Raw genomic sequence first — 15070 nt, 5'->3', positions numbered from 1 at the left:
AGGTCACCCTTCTTTCCTATAATAAATATGTGATTGCACGAGAGCGTTCTGAGCTGAGCTGCTTCATTAAATACTCTCGATTGTCTGCCTCAAACAAAACTTCTCTGACATGAACAATTCCTACTCGCTCGATCCAGCTGCCGACAGCTTCTAAATAGTTTCCCGTTTCACGGTAATATTGAATCAAAGAACAGCTGATTTCTATCCCTTCTTCGTTCGTTTCGGCCACATAAAACAGCTCCCCGCTTCTGGCTTCTGTGCTGCTTCCGCCAGCATATATTTCCCAACCTCTGTCTATTCTTCTTAATCCTATATCACTTGTTGTGACATCCTCTGTAATGTGAAAACAAGAAGCAATACTGATTTTGATATCGCATGGGGTCTTTACGTATTCAAGCTGTTTGTCTAATTCATTTGATAAAGCAAGAGCAGGTTCATACTGACAAATACACGTTCCTTTTCCTATATAAACAGATACATTTTTAACTGTACGTTCATATAGCTGCTGAAGTCCTCTATCTATTTCCTCACTTATCAACGAAAGATATTCTTTTTTCACTCCAATAAGTTGAATGCGCTGATCACTTGTTAAACGAATATTCGAGATGTTGTACCTTTCAGCTACATTTGCTATGTTCCTTAATTCCTGTACATTTGTCAGACCACCGTGAATTTGCGGTACCACTGCATAAGTACCGTCATGAAGCAAAACGGCCTGTTCATTCTCCGTAGTAAATAAAGAATGTCGATTATTTTCATAATGAGGATTCATCATATTTAAATAGTAATGAAGACCGCCTTCACATAACGAGCAGCCTTTCATGTCTTTAAACTTTAACATTTCTCTTACTTGCTGAACCGTTTCAAATTGATATTGCTGCATTTCTCTTACCAGCTCATCTTCTGATAGATGTGTACAAGCACAAAAGGTTTTTTGTTCAATGTTTTCATCAAATTCATCGCTTTGAATATACGTTAAAAGATCTGTTACAAGGGGCTTGCATCCTCCGCATGAACCAGAAGCTTTCGTGCAATTTTTTATTTCATCTACTGTCGTTAAATCATGTTTCTGTACTGCTTCAATAATACCTCCCTTGGTTACACCGTTACAGTTACATACCATATCTGTAACTGACATAGAAGCTGCTGCATTTTCCTTTTCATATTGAGAAGGAAATAATTGTACTTTTTCCGCTTGCGACAAATCCTTTTTTTCACTAATCATTTGTGATAGCTTTATAGCCTCACTGGTATCCCCAAAAAGAACGGCTCCCACTATTCTCCCTTCGCGAAAAACTACTTTTTTGTATATACCATCTAACATATTCGAAATCGTAATAGCTTTTGCACCTTGATTTCCCTTAAACTCTCCGACCGAATAAACGTCTATTCCTGATATTTTTAACTGAGTGGAAAGAACGGACCCGCCATAACCCTCATTTTTCATTTGGCAAAGGTGTCGCGCTAAGACTTTTCCTTGTTCGTAAAGGGGAGCAACAAGGCCGTATGTCATCCCTCGATGTTCAGCGCATTCACCTACTGCATAGATATCCGGGATGCTCGTTTCTAAATAATCATTTACGATAATTGCTCTATTTGTTGCTATTCCGCTTTTTTTAGCGAGATTCACATTTGGCCTCACTCCTGTAGCCATTACAACTAAATCAGCTGCAATTTTGCTGTTATCGTTAAATCGGACGCCTTCTACTCGGTTTTCCCCTATAATCTCATCCGTATGTTTGTTTAATAGAAAACTCATGCCTTGCTTTTCCAATTCTTCTCTTAACATAGCAGATGCTGCTCTGTCTAGCTGTCGCTCCATTAAAAAACCCGAATGATGAATAACTTGAACATCCATTCCTAAATTTAATAGTCCTCTAGCAGCTTCCAGCCCTAACAGACCCCCTCCAATAACCGCTGCTTTTTTATACCGTTTAGAAATTTCAATCATTTTCCGACAGTCTTCGATGGTACGAAAACCGAGGACCCCTTCTTTTTCAGCCCCTTTAACGGGGAGCATATACGGGCTCGAACCGGTAGCAATAATAAGCTTGTCGTACATCGTCTCTCTGTTTTTATCTGTTTTTATTATTTTTCTCTTGGTGTCTATGTGCGTAACACTTTCTCCTTTAAATAAATTGATATTATTTTCGTTATACCATGCAAAAGAATGAATGTTAATATCTTCAAGCTTTGTACTGCCTTGTAAAACGGTTGATAATAAAATTCGATTATAGTTAACGTGAGGCTCACTTCCAAAAACAGTAATATCAAAACACTCTGGAGAATGAATAAGAATTTCTTCAATACAGCGCATTCCCGCCATTCCGTTTCCGATTACTATCAGCTTTTGTTTCGTCATATAAAAACCTCCAACACATAGATTCAGACCGTAAAATATACATTTTTTATTATTTCATAAACTTCTCTAAAAGAAATGGACCTTGTTATAACTTCTAACATTAAAATCTGTTTAAAGCGTATGAATACGCCGATACCTTTCGTTGAAAGCAGGCTTTTATATAGAAGATTAATCTGCTTTAAAAAGGGGTAGAAAAAAGGATGCTGTGCTTGCATTACCTTTCTCTACGCTTTATAAGTACTCTATATAAAATTTTGTTATCTTCTTTTTGCCTACTATTTATTTATTTTGAAATCAATTATGATAAAAGAAAGATTCTGAATTGGAGGTTTAAAACATGTCAATAACCGTTCACGCCACTCAGTGGATTCATTTTCAAATTAAATTGTATAACCTTCATTCCAAAACGAGATCGCTTAAAGATCAAAAACTAGAATTACCTCTACCAGAATTCCATCAAAACCTGATCATATTTACATCAGCAGCACGTCATGGCCTTACGTTTGGATATCAAGCCATTCAATGGGATACACCCTATACTTCTTCTCCGATTTACATAGAGCATCAGTCTATTCCGTGGTCCACTTTAGAACAACGTTCCCATAAGCGTATAACCGAACATATTACAGCTATTTTCTTAGAGACAATGTTTTATAGACAAAGTCAATTCAAACAATGTCAATTTTGTTTTGAATTTATCATTCCTGAGAGTCTTTTTGACCATACAACCTGCCAAAACTGCGCATCACGACATTTTGGAGTGGTGTATTAACAAATAAAAGCCTGAAGAAGTCAGAGGTTTTCTGACATCTTCAGGCTTTTATTACATGACTAGCTGAACAAAAAGTGGAATAACGGCAACTGTGACGACACCTACAATAACGACTGCAATACTTGCCATGGCTGCCTCTACTTCTCCCATTTCAATCCCTACGGCTACTCCTAGCGCATGCCCGGACGTTCCCAGCGCTAATCCTTTTGAAATTGGATTTTTCACTTTGAATACTTTTAAAAATAATGCGCCCAGTGCATATACAATAACTGCATTAAAAATAACGGCAAAGGAAGTAATAGCAGGAATCCCTCCAATATCTTGAGACAATGGCAGTGCAATTGCTGTTGTAGCTGCTTGTGGGAGCATTGATTTCATCACGACTTCATCCATATGAATACCTTTAGCAATCGCAAAAATAATCGCTACTGAACAAACTGATCCTACTGCAATAGAAGAAAGAATTTGCCACCAGTACTTTTTTAATTTATCGGCTTGCTTATACAAAGGGATGGCAAAAGCAATTGTTGCCGGTTCTAAAAAGAAGCTGATAATTTTTCCGCCGCTACTGTACTCCTCATAAGAAAAGTGACCAAGTTTCAAAAAAGCAATCCCGAGCACCATTGCCACAAATAAAGGAGTAAATAAGAAAAACCCTTTTGACTTTTTAAATAAATACGTTCCAATACCGTACGCAGCTAAAGAAACCACGATTCCAAAATACGGATTCATCTTTCCAACCACCTTGTCTCTTTATAATTGATATTACGCAATGCCCTGTTTTTTTGTTTTTTCACTCATATCTACATCTTTTATTTCTTCTTTTGCTTTATTATCTTTTGTCATGCCAAGTATAAGCTGTGAAAATAAGCCTGTAACGCCTAACAAAATAATCGTTGCCACGATGATAACTAAACAAATTTGAATGCCGTACTGCTGCATAACACCTAATGAATTCATAACAGAAATACCTGCTGGTACAAATAAAAATCCGATCAAAGAAGTTAAAGCCGTTCCCAGTGATTCAACTTGCTCTAGTTTAATAATCTTCAAGCAGAGTGCAAGAAATAACAGCACAAGTCCAATAACTGAAGCTGGCATCGGAAAAGGCAAATGCTCTGCAATAAAATCTGAAATCAACATAATTACGGAAAAAATAAATGCTTGTGTTAAAAAGCCATACACTTTTTTAGCACTCATTTCTTTCACCTCTCTCTGTTTGTTGACTTCATTATATAAAATGAAAACAAGTTAGAAAGCGTTTTCAAATTGAAGAGTCGAATATTTGTGCTCACTTACAAAAATCGAGCCTTGAAATGCAAAAAACAGCCTGCTAAAATGCATACGCAAGCTGTTTCTTACTTAAATTCCTAAACGTTTCTTCAATTCTTTAGCATATGTACGGCTGACAGGAACTCGCTTATCGTTTTTCATCACTAAATTATACGTGGAATTAAACCATGGCTGTACTTCGGAAATATGATGTACGTTGACGATATAACCCCGGTGCACACGAACAAACGACTGAGAAGGGAGCTTTTTTTCTAGCATAGCCAGCGTATCTGCAGTATGATAGGATTCGGTTATGGTTTGAATGGTAACTTCTCCTTCTATTAGCCCTACAAACAAGATGTCCTCTATATTTACTAGCACAATTGAATCGTCTACAGAAATCGCTAACTTTCCCGTTTGAGAAGAAGACTCTCCTATCGGTTCTTCTTCTTTAACAGCGTGATGAGGAACACGCATTTTTTTATATTTATGAATGGCCTGCACCACTCTTTCTTCATCAAAAGGCTTCAAAATATAGTCAATTGCATCTACTTCAAAGGCTTGTAAAGCGTACTGATCGTACGCAGTTGCAAATATAATAGCAGGCGGGTTTTTCATTTTTTTAAGTCTTTTCGCAATATCAAAACCGCTGTCATCTGACAATTGTATATCTAAGAATAATAAATCCGGCTTTTCATCCATCATTTTATCCAACGCCTCTTCGATACTTTCAGCTTCTTCAATGAAGTCTACTTCTTTCGTTCGGTGGAGTAAATATTTTAATTCATCTCGCGCTAACATTTCATCGTCTACTATTAGTACTCGCAGCATATTACATACCCTCGCTTTTTAATTCAATTGGTATAACAAACGAAACTGCTGTTCCCTCTGTTACGTCAAACTCCAGTGTCGTTTCTTTTCCAAACAATCCATGTAAACGTTGTTTAATATTGTAAAGAGCCGTCCCCGTTCCTTTTTCTGAAAAAACAGGCTCATTGCCAAGCAGTTCCAATCGTTTTGTGTCTATACCTTGTCCATTGTCTTTTACCTTTACGTATACATATTTATCTTTTGTCTCAATATAAACTTCTACGCGACAGTGTTTTTGTTTGCGCGGAAACGCGTGCCGAATGGCATTTTCCACAAGTACTTGAAGAATAAACGGCGGAAGCAAGACATCATCTAGTCCTTCTTCAATATACATGTCAATTTCGTATTTATTAGGGAATCTGGCTTGTTCAAGCGATAAGTACGCGTGAACATGGTCAAGCTCTTTTGATAACGGAATCAACAGCTGCCTTGCACCTTGCAAATTAGAACGAAAATAAACGCTTAGTTGCAGTAGCAGTTTTCTAGCTTTTTCTACGTCCTGTCTGCACAGCGCCGATATCGTATTAATGGCATTAAATAAAAAGTGAGGATTCACCTGTGCCTGTAAAGCTTTAATCTCCGCATCTTTTAGCAATTTACTTCGAAGCTCTGCTTCGCCGAGCTCTAGCTGAGTTGAAAAAAGTTTGGCCAATCCTTCTGCCAGCTCTTCCTCCACCCGGCTTAACCCGCTCGCATCTTTAAAGTACATTTTTAGTGTTCCAATGGTAGTACCGTGAGAAGTAAGCGGCATTACAATTGCGGCATGAAGCGGGCAGTCTTTATGCTGACAATCAATTTGTTCTCTCGATTTTGCTTTCATAATTTTCCCCGTCTTCAGCACTTCGTGAGACAGCCCGGTAATTAAACTGTGCGAAGGAACATGGTGATCAATTCCTTCTCCCACATGAGCTAAAATTTTGTGCGTATCCGTTAACGAAACAGCGTCCGTACCTGTGAAGCGATGAATAATATTTGCAACATTTTCACATGATTCACTAGTGAGACCCTGCCGAAAATGCGGAAGAGTTTGATCCGCGATTAATAATACTTTGTGTGTCTGAAGCGCTCTCATTTGTTCTTCTTGCCGTAAAATGGACTGAATAATAGATAAGAAAATATAGCTTCCCGTACCATTTACAATAATCATTGGAATAGCAATAATACTCACTAGCGTCCATGCCGAATCAAACGGTTTAGCAAATAATAAAATAATCAGCATCTGAAGCGTTTCCATCGCTATGCCTACAAGTGCAGCAAAGCGCGGTGTAATCGTTCGATGTTTTTTCCGGTAGGCATAACCGATATATCCAGTTAACACTCCTGCCAAAACGGATGAAACAGCGCAGCTAAACGCCGTACTCCCACCTAACATAAAGCGATGAACGCCGGCAAGTAGTCCTACTCCTAAACCAACAAAAGGACCGCCAAGCAGACCGCCCATTTCCACACCCATAATTCGCGTATTTGCAATCGAGCTTGATGGATCTACTTTTAATAATAAATCTTCATTTCGAATAATCGTTCCTTGAATTTCAATTCCCGTGTAGTTACTAATAATGCTAAAAAGAGAAAAAATAAAAATAAGTACAGCTTTTCCTTTATAACCTTGCTGTTTACGGAGAAATTGCCGAAAAACTTTTGTATGTGCTAGCAAAAAACCTATAATGACAATAACTCCGACTCGTTCTACCATCATAATTAATAAATGAATCATTTTTAGCCACCCTTTGCCAACTGTTTCTACCTTATATTGTTACACTGATGCTGCTAGAAATCTAGCTGAACAAACAGAAAAAAGGTTCAAAAATGAACCTTTTTCTTTAGCTTAACGTTGGCTGTGTTTGAATATTCCATTTTAGTGTAGGGATATGGCGATGTTGTTCAAACGCGTATCCGATTTGATAGAGAGCAGCTTCAGCAAAATGTGGTCCTATGAGCTGCATTCCGATTGGAAGCCCATCACGAGAACAACCACATGGTAGCGACAGCGTAGGCAAACCAAGTAAGTTAGATGGTTCTGTTAAGCGAAGGAGCTCTGAACGAACTAACTTCATCTGATTATCAACTCTTACTTTTTCTTCTCCCATATAAGGAGGTAGAATCGGTAGCGTCGGAGCAATTAACACATCTACACTTTCAAATACGTCCTGAAATTCTTTCTGAGCTTGTAAGCGAATTTGCTGCGCTTTTGCATACTCATATCCCGTTACTTTTTGGCTTTCTTCCAGCCTCTCAAGAACGGGAAGCTGATAGTCTTGTCTATACGCTTTCATTCGCTTCTCATGAACCATATAGGCTTCACTTTGAATCGTTTTCGACTGTGCCCAAGATGCTTGTGACAGCATAGGAAGCTCAATAGACTTTACACTTGCACCTAGCTCTTCCAAACACTTCACTGCCTCTTTTAAAGCATTCCCAACTTCTGAATCTAAAGCATCGAAGTAAAAATTAGAAGGTATGCCAATCGTTTTTTTTAAAATAGAAGAACCAATGAATCTACTAAAATGTTCGGTCGGCTTATTTACTGAATAAAGATCTTTTGTATCATAGCCGGCAATTGTTTCTAAAAATAAAGCATTATCTGAAACGGTTCGCGTCATCGGTCCTACATGATCCAACGTTTCGCCAAGTGGAAAAACACCATGCTTACTTACTCGACCAAACGTTGGCTTCATCCCTACGATGCCACATGCAGATGAAGGTATACGAATAGATCCTCCTGTATCTGTACCAATCGCTCCATAACATAATCCAGCTGAAACAGCTGCCCCAGAACCACTGCTCGAACCTCCTGAAATCCTCTTCGTATCGTGCGGATTTTTTACGGCTCCATAATATGAAACATCTCCGCTTGGCCCATACGCAAATTCGTGTGTATTAAGTTTTCCAATCGTAATCGCTCCTGCATGATGAAGCTTCTCTACCACGGTTGCGTCATAATCCGGCGTAAAATGTTGATAAATTTTAGAACCCATCGTCGTTTTCATATTTCTTGTGTATACAAGATCTTTAACGCCAATTGGAATACCATGAAGCGCTCCTTTATACTCGTTATTCATAATTTCTTTTTCTGCTATTTTCGCCTGCTTTACTGCCTCTTCGTTTATCGTTATAAAAGCATTTAAAGCAGGATTAATATCTTTAATACGATCTAGTAAGCACTCTGTAATCTCTACCGGAGAGATCTCTTTATTTTTTATTTTTAAGGATAACGTTGTTATATCCATGTTTAAAATAGAATCTGAATGCATAAGTATATGCCTCCTCTTTTTACTATGATATAAGGTTAGCTACTTTGTTTAACAGGAATGATAGGCTTAATAATACGCTTTCCTGGCTTCACAAAAATCATGGCTATCATTCCAACAACAGCGGCTACGGCAGCTGCAGTAAACATCGCTCCGTATCCACTAGCAGCTACTAACGCACCTGTTAATGTCGGTGCTACAATCGTGGCGATATTTGTAAAAAAGTGCGTAACACCACCAAACGTTCCTGCTTTTGACGGCTCTGTATCAATAATTACTGTCCAATACACAGAGTTGGGCAAGAAATTAAATGCATTTCCAATTGTCATTAGTGTCAGTACTGCTGCTACGCTGTTAACCGTAGGAATGAAAATAAAACAGAGAGCTGTAAAAAATAGAGAGACAACGGCTAATCCAGACCTTGCTATGCGCAGGCTTCCTGTTTTTTCTCGTAAGTAATCAGATATTTTCCCTCCTAACAGCACGGTGATGCAAGCTCCTGTCCATGGAATCATACCTAAATACCATAGTGACCCTAATTGAAAATCAAATGTATCTTGCAAATACTTAGGAGTCCAAGTCAAAATTAAAAAATTCACATATTGAAAAGCAAAGTAACCGATAGCGTTCATGACTAACGTAGGATTTTTAAAGAAGTGATACCAAGGAACAGTTTCTTCATTCTGTCCACTTTCTTTCTCAAACTTTAGCAAACCTTGATTGGATCGTATTTCGGCTAATTCTTCTTGAGAAACTCTTTTATTTTCTTCCGGCTGATTAGTAAATACTTTAATCCAAATCGTAATCCATACAAGACCAATACACCCAAGGATAATAAACATCGTTTTCCAATCTGTAAAAGACAGCAGGGCTACTGCAATTGGAGCAGTTAACAGTGCACCAAGCGGCGTACCAAGTAATCCGATAGAAGCAGCAAATCCTCGTTCTTTCGGAGCTGCCCAGTTAGCCATTGTACGATTAATGGTTGAAAAAGTAGGCCCTTCCGCTAATCCAAATAAAACCCGGAAAACAGCAAATCCAGCAATAGCAGACCCACCAAACAAGGCCATCCCTATTTCACCAGCAAAAGCCGTTCCTATTTCAAATACGGACCAAGCCATACCTGCTACAATCCATACAAATTTAGGTCCTTTCTTATCAGCTAACGCTCCGCCAAATAATGCACCAAACATATAACCATATCCGAAATAGCCTAATATCCCTCCCCATGTTTTAGGATTTAGGTTAAACTCGCTTATAATTGCTTCTTGTGCATACGATATAGCACCTCGGTCGATATAATTCACTACGGTCATAAATACGATCATACCCATAATAAAATATCTGTACTTTCCTCTCATTTTCCTCACTCCCTACGAAAAATATGCTGCCTATAAAACTGCTCTACTTTATTATTAATATCAATTATTTTCTGAAAATTCAATCTCATAAAAAAAGAAACTTATGCGTCTATGCATAAGTTTTTGTGAACGTATTTCTTATAAAAATTTGATAGTTACAGAGTTTATCTCCCTCCTTTTATAATTTATGCACTTTTGCATAGGCATTTTATTTCGATTAAAAGCGGCTTAGCTTCCTACTAATTGTAGACTGATTAACGCCCAGCGCTCTTGCTATTTGTGTAGTGGATTTATATTTCTTCTTAGCCTTTCTCAGCAATTCTTGTTCTACTAAATGAACCGCGGCTTTTAAAGGCATTAGCTCATGAATTTCAATTTTCTTTTCATTTTTTGCACTTACTAGTATGTCACTCATTAACTGTTCTTCTTGAATCCACTCTCCTTCTGTTAATACAAATAATCGCTCTACTAACGCTTTAAGCTCTCGAACATTTCCTGGCCAGCTGTAGTAGTTTTGTAGTTTTTTCAACAGCCTAGGATGTAGCTTTTTCTTACTTTCATACAAGAAATTAATTTTCTCTAAAAAATGTAACGTCAATGGAATAATATCTTCTTTTCTGTTTCGAAGCGGAGGTATTTGAATAGGGATAATACTTAGCTGATAATACAGCTCTTTTCTAAATTCCCCTATTTTTATACTTTCCGTTAAATTAGTTGAAGTCCCCGTAATAAACCGAGCACTAGTATATGAGGATGTTAATTGCTGTTCTACGAGGTAAGATAACTTCAGCTGTAGTGGCAAAGGCAATAAATCAATTTCATCTAAAAAAACCGTACCGCCGCCGGCTTTTTCAATTGCTCCTATTTCCTCCCCTTGCCCAAAAATCTCCTTTTCTATATTAGATAATAAAATTGCACCACAACGAACTGTTTCAAACGGCCCTTTGTTCCGTGGACTACGCTCGTGAATGAAATATGCCATGGTTTCTTTACCAATTCCACTTTCTCCATGGATTAACACACTAGATTCTACTAAAGCTGCTCTCTCAGCTCTAGAAACCGCTGTTTTCATTTCTTCGTTTTCGCTCAAAATGTACATCTGCTTTACCTTTTTGTTATTCAACCTTTCCATCTGACCCTGAGGAAGATGTTCAAATGGAGCAATTTTTTTTTCGTTTTGTAAAGACTGGTTCTGTTCCGTAATATCTTTTGAAATATTAACGACTCGAATAATGTCCCCCTTCGTATTTTTTATTGGTGCACCTATTACTTTTAATCGCCTTCCTAACTTTGTAACTTGAATCATTGATACTTTTTCTTTCTTTTCTAACACAAGCCTCGTAATCGATGGACTGTATGCCCCCTCTTTTTCTAACTCATAAACCGTTTTTCCAAGCAACTCTGTTTCCTTGTATCCCCATATCCTTTCACACCCCGAACTTACCTTTAATGTTCTTCCTTCTCCATCAGACATATAAATAGCATCATGAGAAATATCAAAAATAGTTTTTAATTCTCCATCCGCTATTTCATCAATACTATTTAGTTCTTCTCTCTTCCTATTCACGCTGTATCCCCCCTGAGTCTTGTGTCTTAGTATAAATGGAAAAGAGTAAAAACAATAGATATCTTTTATACAAAAAAGCTGTTCGAATACGTACTGTATTCGAACAGCTTGACTTTAAGCTTGAACGGTTTTAAAAAATTGAGGCAAGTAATCTTTATGAGCTTCTAACATCTCATCGACGATTTGTTTAGCTAGTTTATCAGAAGCAACAAGAGGATTAATGGTTAATGCTAAAATAGCTTTGTCATAATCTCCTGTCACTGCTGCTTCAGCTGCAACCCGCTCAAATGACTTAATGGTTTGAACAAGACCGCGGACAGGTACGGGAAGATCGCCGACTGAAATTGGCTTCGGACCATCTTTTGTAATGATACAGCTTACTTCTACAGCAGAATCAGCTGGAATGCTTGCAATAGCGCCATTGTTCACTGTGTTTACAGGTTGAATATCGCCTTTATCCGTATAAATGGATGTAATCAATCGAACCGCTGCATCACTATAATAAGCACCTCCGCGCTGTTCCAATTGAGGCGGTTTAATGTCTAGGTTAGGATCTTTGTACAGTTCAAACAGCTCTTTTTCCAACTGTTTCACGACTTCTGCTCTGGTTTCACCTTTTTCATAATTAACAAGCTCTTTTTCTACCATTTCACGCGTTTTGTAATAGTACATGTGATATGGACACGTTAACGCATTTAGCGCTTTTGTGAATTCTGGCTCCCATCCAAGTCCTGCTACATTTTTCACAAAGCTGCTGTTAGTTGGATCACTCAATAAATCAATAACTTGATCTTTGACACTTACACCATCTACATATACATCTAATCCGTAGACCATGTGATTTAAACCAGCAAAATCAATTCGAATGCGAGAGTGGTCTACATCAAGCAGCTTAGCAATCCCCATTTCCATTCCGATTGGCACATTACAAAGTCCTACAATCTTTTTAATGTTACTATAGCGGAGCACAGCTTCTGTTACCATGCCCGCAGGATTTGTGAAATTAATCAGCCAAGCTTCTGGACATAACTCTTCAATGTCACGGCAGATATCTAAAATAACGGGAATTGTGCGAAGTCCTTTAAATAATCCGCCCGGTCCGTTTGTTTCTTGACCAAGCACCCCGTATTTAAGCGGGATTCTTTCATCTTTCGCTCGTGCATCTAACAAGCCAACTCGAAATTGAGTCGTTACGAAATCCGCATCTTTTAGTGCTTCTCTTCGATTTAACGTTAAATGAACCTCGATTGGCAAACCTGATTTTTTCACCATTCGCTTCGCTAAATTTCCAACAATCTCTAATTTTTCTTTTCCTTCTTCCACGTCTACTAGCCACAGTTCTCGAACTGGAAGTTCATCATATCGTTTAATAAACCCTTCTATTAGTTCAGGCGTATAGCTTGAACCTCCGCCAATCGTTACAATCTTAATACCTTTTGTCATAATGTAATCCCCCCAGAAATTTTGATTGCTTCATATAAATCTACAAATTCAGTAGCCATTTCTTTTACCGTCATCGCATTCATTAAATGATCTTGAGCATGAATCATGAGCAGAGAAATGTCTGTGCTATCCCCTCTAATTTCTCCTTGAATTAACGACGTTTGGATATGATGAGCAGCATTTAATTCTTCCGCAGCTTGTGTAAGCTTTTCACGTGCTTCTGAAAAATCCCCATTTTTGGCAGCCGCTATCGCTTCCATTGCTGAACTTCTGCCGTTTCCACCATGTAAGATTAATTTAAAAATATATTCTTGAACGCTTTCCATTCTTTATCCCTCCTCACACAATATCTTTCTGTGTATCATTCGGTACCCCTTCAACTGCAGGCTGTATACCATTTTCTTCAGTGAATTTTTGTTTATCCCACATTCTAAAGAAAGGATAATAAATGCAAACAGAAATTCCGATGTTAATAGCTTGCATAACTGCACCCGATAAATTTCCTCCTGTGGCCAAATAGCCAGAAATAATCGGAGGCATGGTCCAAGGAACCGCAATACCTGCTGGTTTTGCTACCAGTCCTGTCGACATGGCAATATAGGTTGCTACTACCGTCACAAGAGGGGTAATAATAAACGGAATAAGCATCATTGGATTCATCACCATCGGAAGTCCAAAGATGATTGGCTCATTGATATTAAAAAGAGCTGGCCCTATTCCTAATTTACCAAGCTGCTTCATTTGTTGACTGCGCGCTTTTAAAATCATGGCAACGACTAGAGCTAGTGTCGCTCCGCTGCCTCCGATATTAATCCAAATATCAAAGAACTGCTGTGTAAAAATATTTGGTAATGCTTCATGGTTAGCAAATGCTATTCTGTTTTCATCCATAGCTCCATACCAAATTGGAGCCATAATTCCACCGACAATATTCGCTCCATGAAGTCCACAAGACCACATGAGCATAATAACAAGCTCGGCAACTAGCGTACCGCCTAAACTGCCGCCTAACACACCTAAAGGCTTTCCAAGCAATTCTCCAACGATATTATGCAGACTTCCAAAATGCGTTTGTTCTACTAACAAACGTAAAATCCAAATAAATGCTATTACCGTGAAGCCAGGAATAAGAGCGGCAAACGATTTTCCAACAGCGGGTGGAACTCCATCAGGCATCTTGATGACAATATCTTTTTGAATAAACCATCTGTAAATTTCCGTAGAGAGAATCGCGACAATCATTGCTACGAAAAGTCCTTTACTTCCCATTAAAGCGGTTGGAATTCCGCCGTCTACTAAAATAGCTTCTTTAGCGCCGCTTGGGAGAAACGACACTTTATACGGAGTAGCAAGTAAAAAGGCAGCAAGTGAAATAGCACCTGCGGACAAAGCGTCTACTCCATATTTTTCAGCTAATCGATAGGCTATTCCGAAACAAGCAAGCAGCGCCATAATATCGAATGTAGCTCCAACTGGATACGCCATTTTTGTGGCCCATTCTTTTCCGAAAATCCCTGCCATAAAGTCGTTGTAACCTGGTATCGGTAAATTCGATAGTATTAAAAATACGGAACCGATAATAATGAGCGGCATTGTTAGAACAATACCGTCTCGAAGTGCTTGTAAATGGCGTTGACCTGCCATTTTTCCGGCGATAGGCATTACTTTGCTTTCAAGCATACTATTAAATTTGCTCATGTAGTCCACACTCCTATTTTGAAACTAGTTGAGCTGCAAATTTTAACACTTGTTCTCCATTACACGTTCCGTAGTGAACAGGATTTATAACGTCAACTGGCACTCCTTTTTCTTCACCTAGCTTCTTAAGCTGCGGCAGCAAGTAGCGCACTTGAGGTCCTAATAACAGTACATCTGCTTGATCAATATGATTGCGAACAGAGTCACCAGGAACTGCCCAAATTTTATACTCCGTGCTTTGGTCCTGAGCACTTTTTTCCATTTTTGTTACTAGTAAACTTGTAGACATTCCAGCTGCACAACATAATAGAATATTCATCTGTCATTCCCCCGTTTTTTTATTTTGCTATCTGTTTTGTTGATAGTTTTATCTTAAAATAAAAGCGCTTACATTTATACACAACCTTTTTCCGTTAGTAACGGAAAAATTATGTTTGAACATTCAGATAAAAAAAGAAGCCCCTCTCTTGGACTTCT

Annotated in this window: 13 protein-coding genes; 1 reads left to right on the top strand and 12 read right to left on the bottom strand. The window is 38.3% G+C overall.

Features of this window, described 5'->3' with window-relative positions; all coding sequences use genetic code 11:
* Positions 1 to 16: 16 nt before the first annotated feature.
* Positions 17 to 2362 carry a nitrite reductase large subunit NirB gene (gene nirB, locus NST66_RS02485; protein ID WP_033578090.1) on the bottom strand — a complete coding sequence of 782 codons (2346 nt, stop codon included), beginning with the start codon at positions 2360 to 2362 and terminating at the stop codon, positions 17 to 19.
* 337 nt (positions 2363 to 2699) lie between these two features.
* On the opposite strand from nirB, the gene NST66_RS02480 reads away from it, so the two are divergent.
* Positions 2700 to 3134, top strand: coding sequence for a hypothetical protein (locus NST66_RS02480; protein WP_033578088.1), 435 nt, complete (start codon positions 2700 to 2702; stop codon positions 3132 to 3134).
* 51 nt (positions 3135 to 3185) lie between these two features.
* Here the strand turns inward: NST66_RS02480 and lrgB are convergent, their stop codons facing one another.
* The 11 genes from lrgB to NST66_RS02425 all read right to left on the bottom strand — a co-directional run bounded on the left by lrgB (position 3186) and on the right by NST66_RS02425 (position 14912).
* A complete protein-coding gene (lrgB, locus tag NST66_RS02475) occupies positions 3186 to 3866 on the bottom strand; it encodes an antiholin-like protein LrgB (RefSeq protein WP_028412309.1) in 681 nt (226 codons plus the stop codon).
* Between the two features lie 33 nt (positions 3867 to 3899).
* On the bottom strand, positions 3900 to 4334 hold the full coding sequence (gene lrgA, locus NST66_RS02470; RefSeq protein WP_028412310.1) for an antiholin-like murein hydrolase modulator LrgA: 435 nt from the start codon (positions 4332 to 4334) through the stop codon (positions 3900 to 3902).
* Between the two features lie 162 nt (positions 4335 to 4496).
* On the bottom strand, positions 4497 to 5237 hold the full coding sequence (locus NST66_RS02465) for a LytR/AlgR family response regulator transcription factor (protein ID WP_033578087.1): 741 nt from the start codon (positions 5235 to 5237) through the stop codon (positions 4497 to 4499).
* Between the two features lies 1 nt (position 5238).
* On the bottom strand, positions 5239 to 6990 hold the full coding sequence (locus NST66_RS02460; RefSeq protein ID WP_033578086.1) for a sensor histidine kinase: 1752 nt from the start codon (positions 6988 to 6990) through the stop codon (positions 5239 to 5241).
* 106 nt (positions 6991 to 7096) lie between these two features.
* Positions 7097 to 8527 (bottom strand): amidase, encoded by a 1431-nt coding sequence (locus NST66_RS02455; RefSeq protein ID WP_230624605.1) that lies wholly within the window; start codon positions 8525 to 8527, stop codon positions 7097 to 7099.
* Between the two features lie 35 nt (positions 8528 to 8562).
* Positions 8563 to 9885: an MFS transporter gene (locus NST66_RS02450; RefSeq protein ID WP_033578085.1), complete on the bottom strand. Its 1323-nt coding sequence runs from the start codon at positions 9883 to 9885 to the stop codon at positions 8563 to 8565.
* A 217-nt stretch (positions 9886 to 10102) separates the two neighbouring features.
* Positions 10103 to 11452 carry a sigma 54-interacting transcriptional regulator gene (locus NST66_RS02445; RefSeq protein WP_340843045.1) on the bottom strand — a complete coding sequence of 450 codons (1350 nt, stop codon included), beginning with the start codon at positions 11450 to 11452 and terminating at the stop codon, positions 10103 to 10105.
* A gap of 114 nt (positions 11453 to 11566) precedes the next feature.
* A complete protein-coding gene (locus NST66_RS02440) occupies positions 11567 to 12895 on the bottom strand; it encodes a 6-phospho-beta-glucosidase (RefSeq protein WP_033578084.1) in 1329 nt (442 codons plus the stop codon).
* Positions 12892 to 13221, bottom strand: coding sequence for a PTS lactose/cellobiose transporter subunit IIA (locus NST66_RS02435; RefSeq protein ID WP_014461523.1), 330 nt, complete (start codon positions 13219 to 13221; stop codon positions 12892 to 12894). The genes NST66_RS02440 and NST66_RS02435 overlap by 4 nt, the downstream gene beginning before the upstream one ends.
* A gap of 13 nt (positions 13222 to 13234) precedes the next feature.
* Positions 13235 to 14593, bottom strand: coding sequence for a PTS cellobiose transporter subunit IIC (gene celB / locus NST66_RS02430; protein ID WP_033578083.1), 1359 nt, complete (start codon positions 14591 to 14593; stop codon positions 13235 to 13237).
* 13 nt (positions 14594 to 14606) lie between these two features.
* Positions 14607 to 14912 carry a PTS sugar transporter subunit IIB gene (locus NST66_RS02425; protein WP_028412318.1) on the bottom strand — a complete coding sequence of 102 codons (306 nt, stop codon included), beginning with the start codon at positions 14910 to 14912 and terminating at the stop codon, positions 14607 to 14609.
* Between the last annotated feature and the right edge of the window lie 158 nt (positions 14913 to 15070).

It is taken from the genome of Priestia sp. FSL W8-0524 (assembly GCF_038005965.1).
In the GTDB taxonomy this organism is placed as follows: domain Bacteria; phylum Bacillota; class Bacilli; order Bacillales; family Bacillaceae_H; genus Priestia; species Priestia zanthoxyli.
Note: the sequence above shows the minus strand (reverse complement) of the source record. Positions and strands in the feature narration are given on the sequence as shown.

Excerpts from the sequence above, each read along its gene's own strand:
- NST66_RS02440 (WP_033578084.1), bottom strand. The coding sequence starts at position 12,895 with ATGACAAAAGGTATTAAGATTGTAACGATTGGCGGAGGTTCAAGCTAT.
- NST66_RS02450 (WP_033578085.1), bottom strand. The coding sequence starts at position 9,885 with ATGAGAGGAAAGTACAGATATTTTATTATGGGTATGATCGTATTTATG.
- nirB (WP_033578090.1), bottom strand. The coding sequence starts at position 2,362 with ATGACGAAACAAAAGCTGATAGTAATCGGAAACGGAATGGCGGGAATG.
- NST66_RS02460 (WP_033578086.1), bottom strand. The coding sequence starts at position 6,990 with ATGATTCATTTATTAATTATGATGGTAGAACGAGTCGGAGTTATTGTC.
- NST66_RS02425 (WP_028412318.1), bottom strand. The coding sequence starts at position 14,912 with ATGAATATTCTATTATGTTGTGCAGCTGGAATGTCTACAAGTTTACTA.
- lrgA (WP_028412310.1), bottom strand. The coding sequence starts at position 4,334 with ATGAGTGCTAAAAAAGTGTATGGCTTTTTAACACAAGCATTTATTTTT.
- NST66_RS02480 (WP_033578088.1), top strand. The coding sequence starts at position 2,700 with ATGTCAATAACCGTTCACGCCACTCAGTGGATTCATTTTCAAATTAAA.
- NST66_RS02435 (WP_014461523.1), bottom strand. The coding sequence starts at position 13,221 with ATGGAAAGCGTTCAAGAATATATTTTTAAATTAATCTTACATGGTGGA.
- celB (WP_033578083.1), bottom strand. The coding sequence starts at position 14,593 with ATGAGCAAATTTAATAGTATGCTTGAAAGCAAAGTAATGCCTATCGCC.
- lrgB (WP_028412309.1), bottom strand. The coding sequence starts at position 3,866 with ATGAATCCGTATTTTGGAATCGTGGTTTCTTTAGCTGCGTACGGTATT.
- NST66_RS02455 (WP_230624605.1), bottom strand. The coding sequence starts at position 8,527 with ATGCATTCAGATTCTATTTTAAACATGGATATAACAACGTTATCCTTA.
- NST66_RS02465 (WP_033578087.1), bottom strand. The coding sequence starts at position 5,237 with ATGCTGCGAGTACTAATAGTAGACGATGAAATGTTAGCGCGAGATGAA.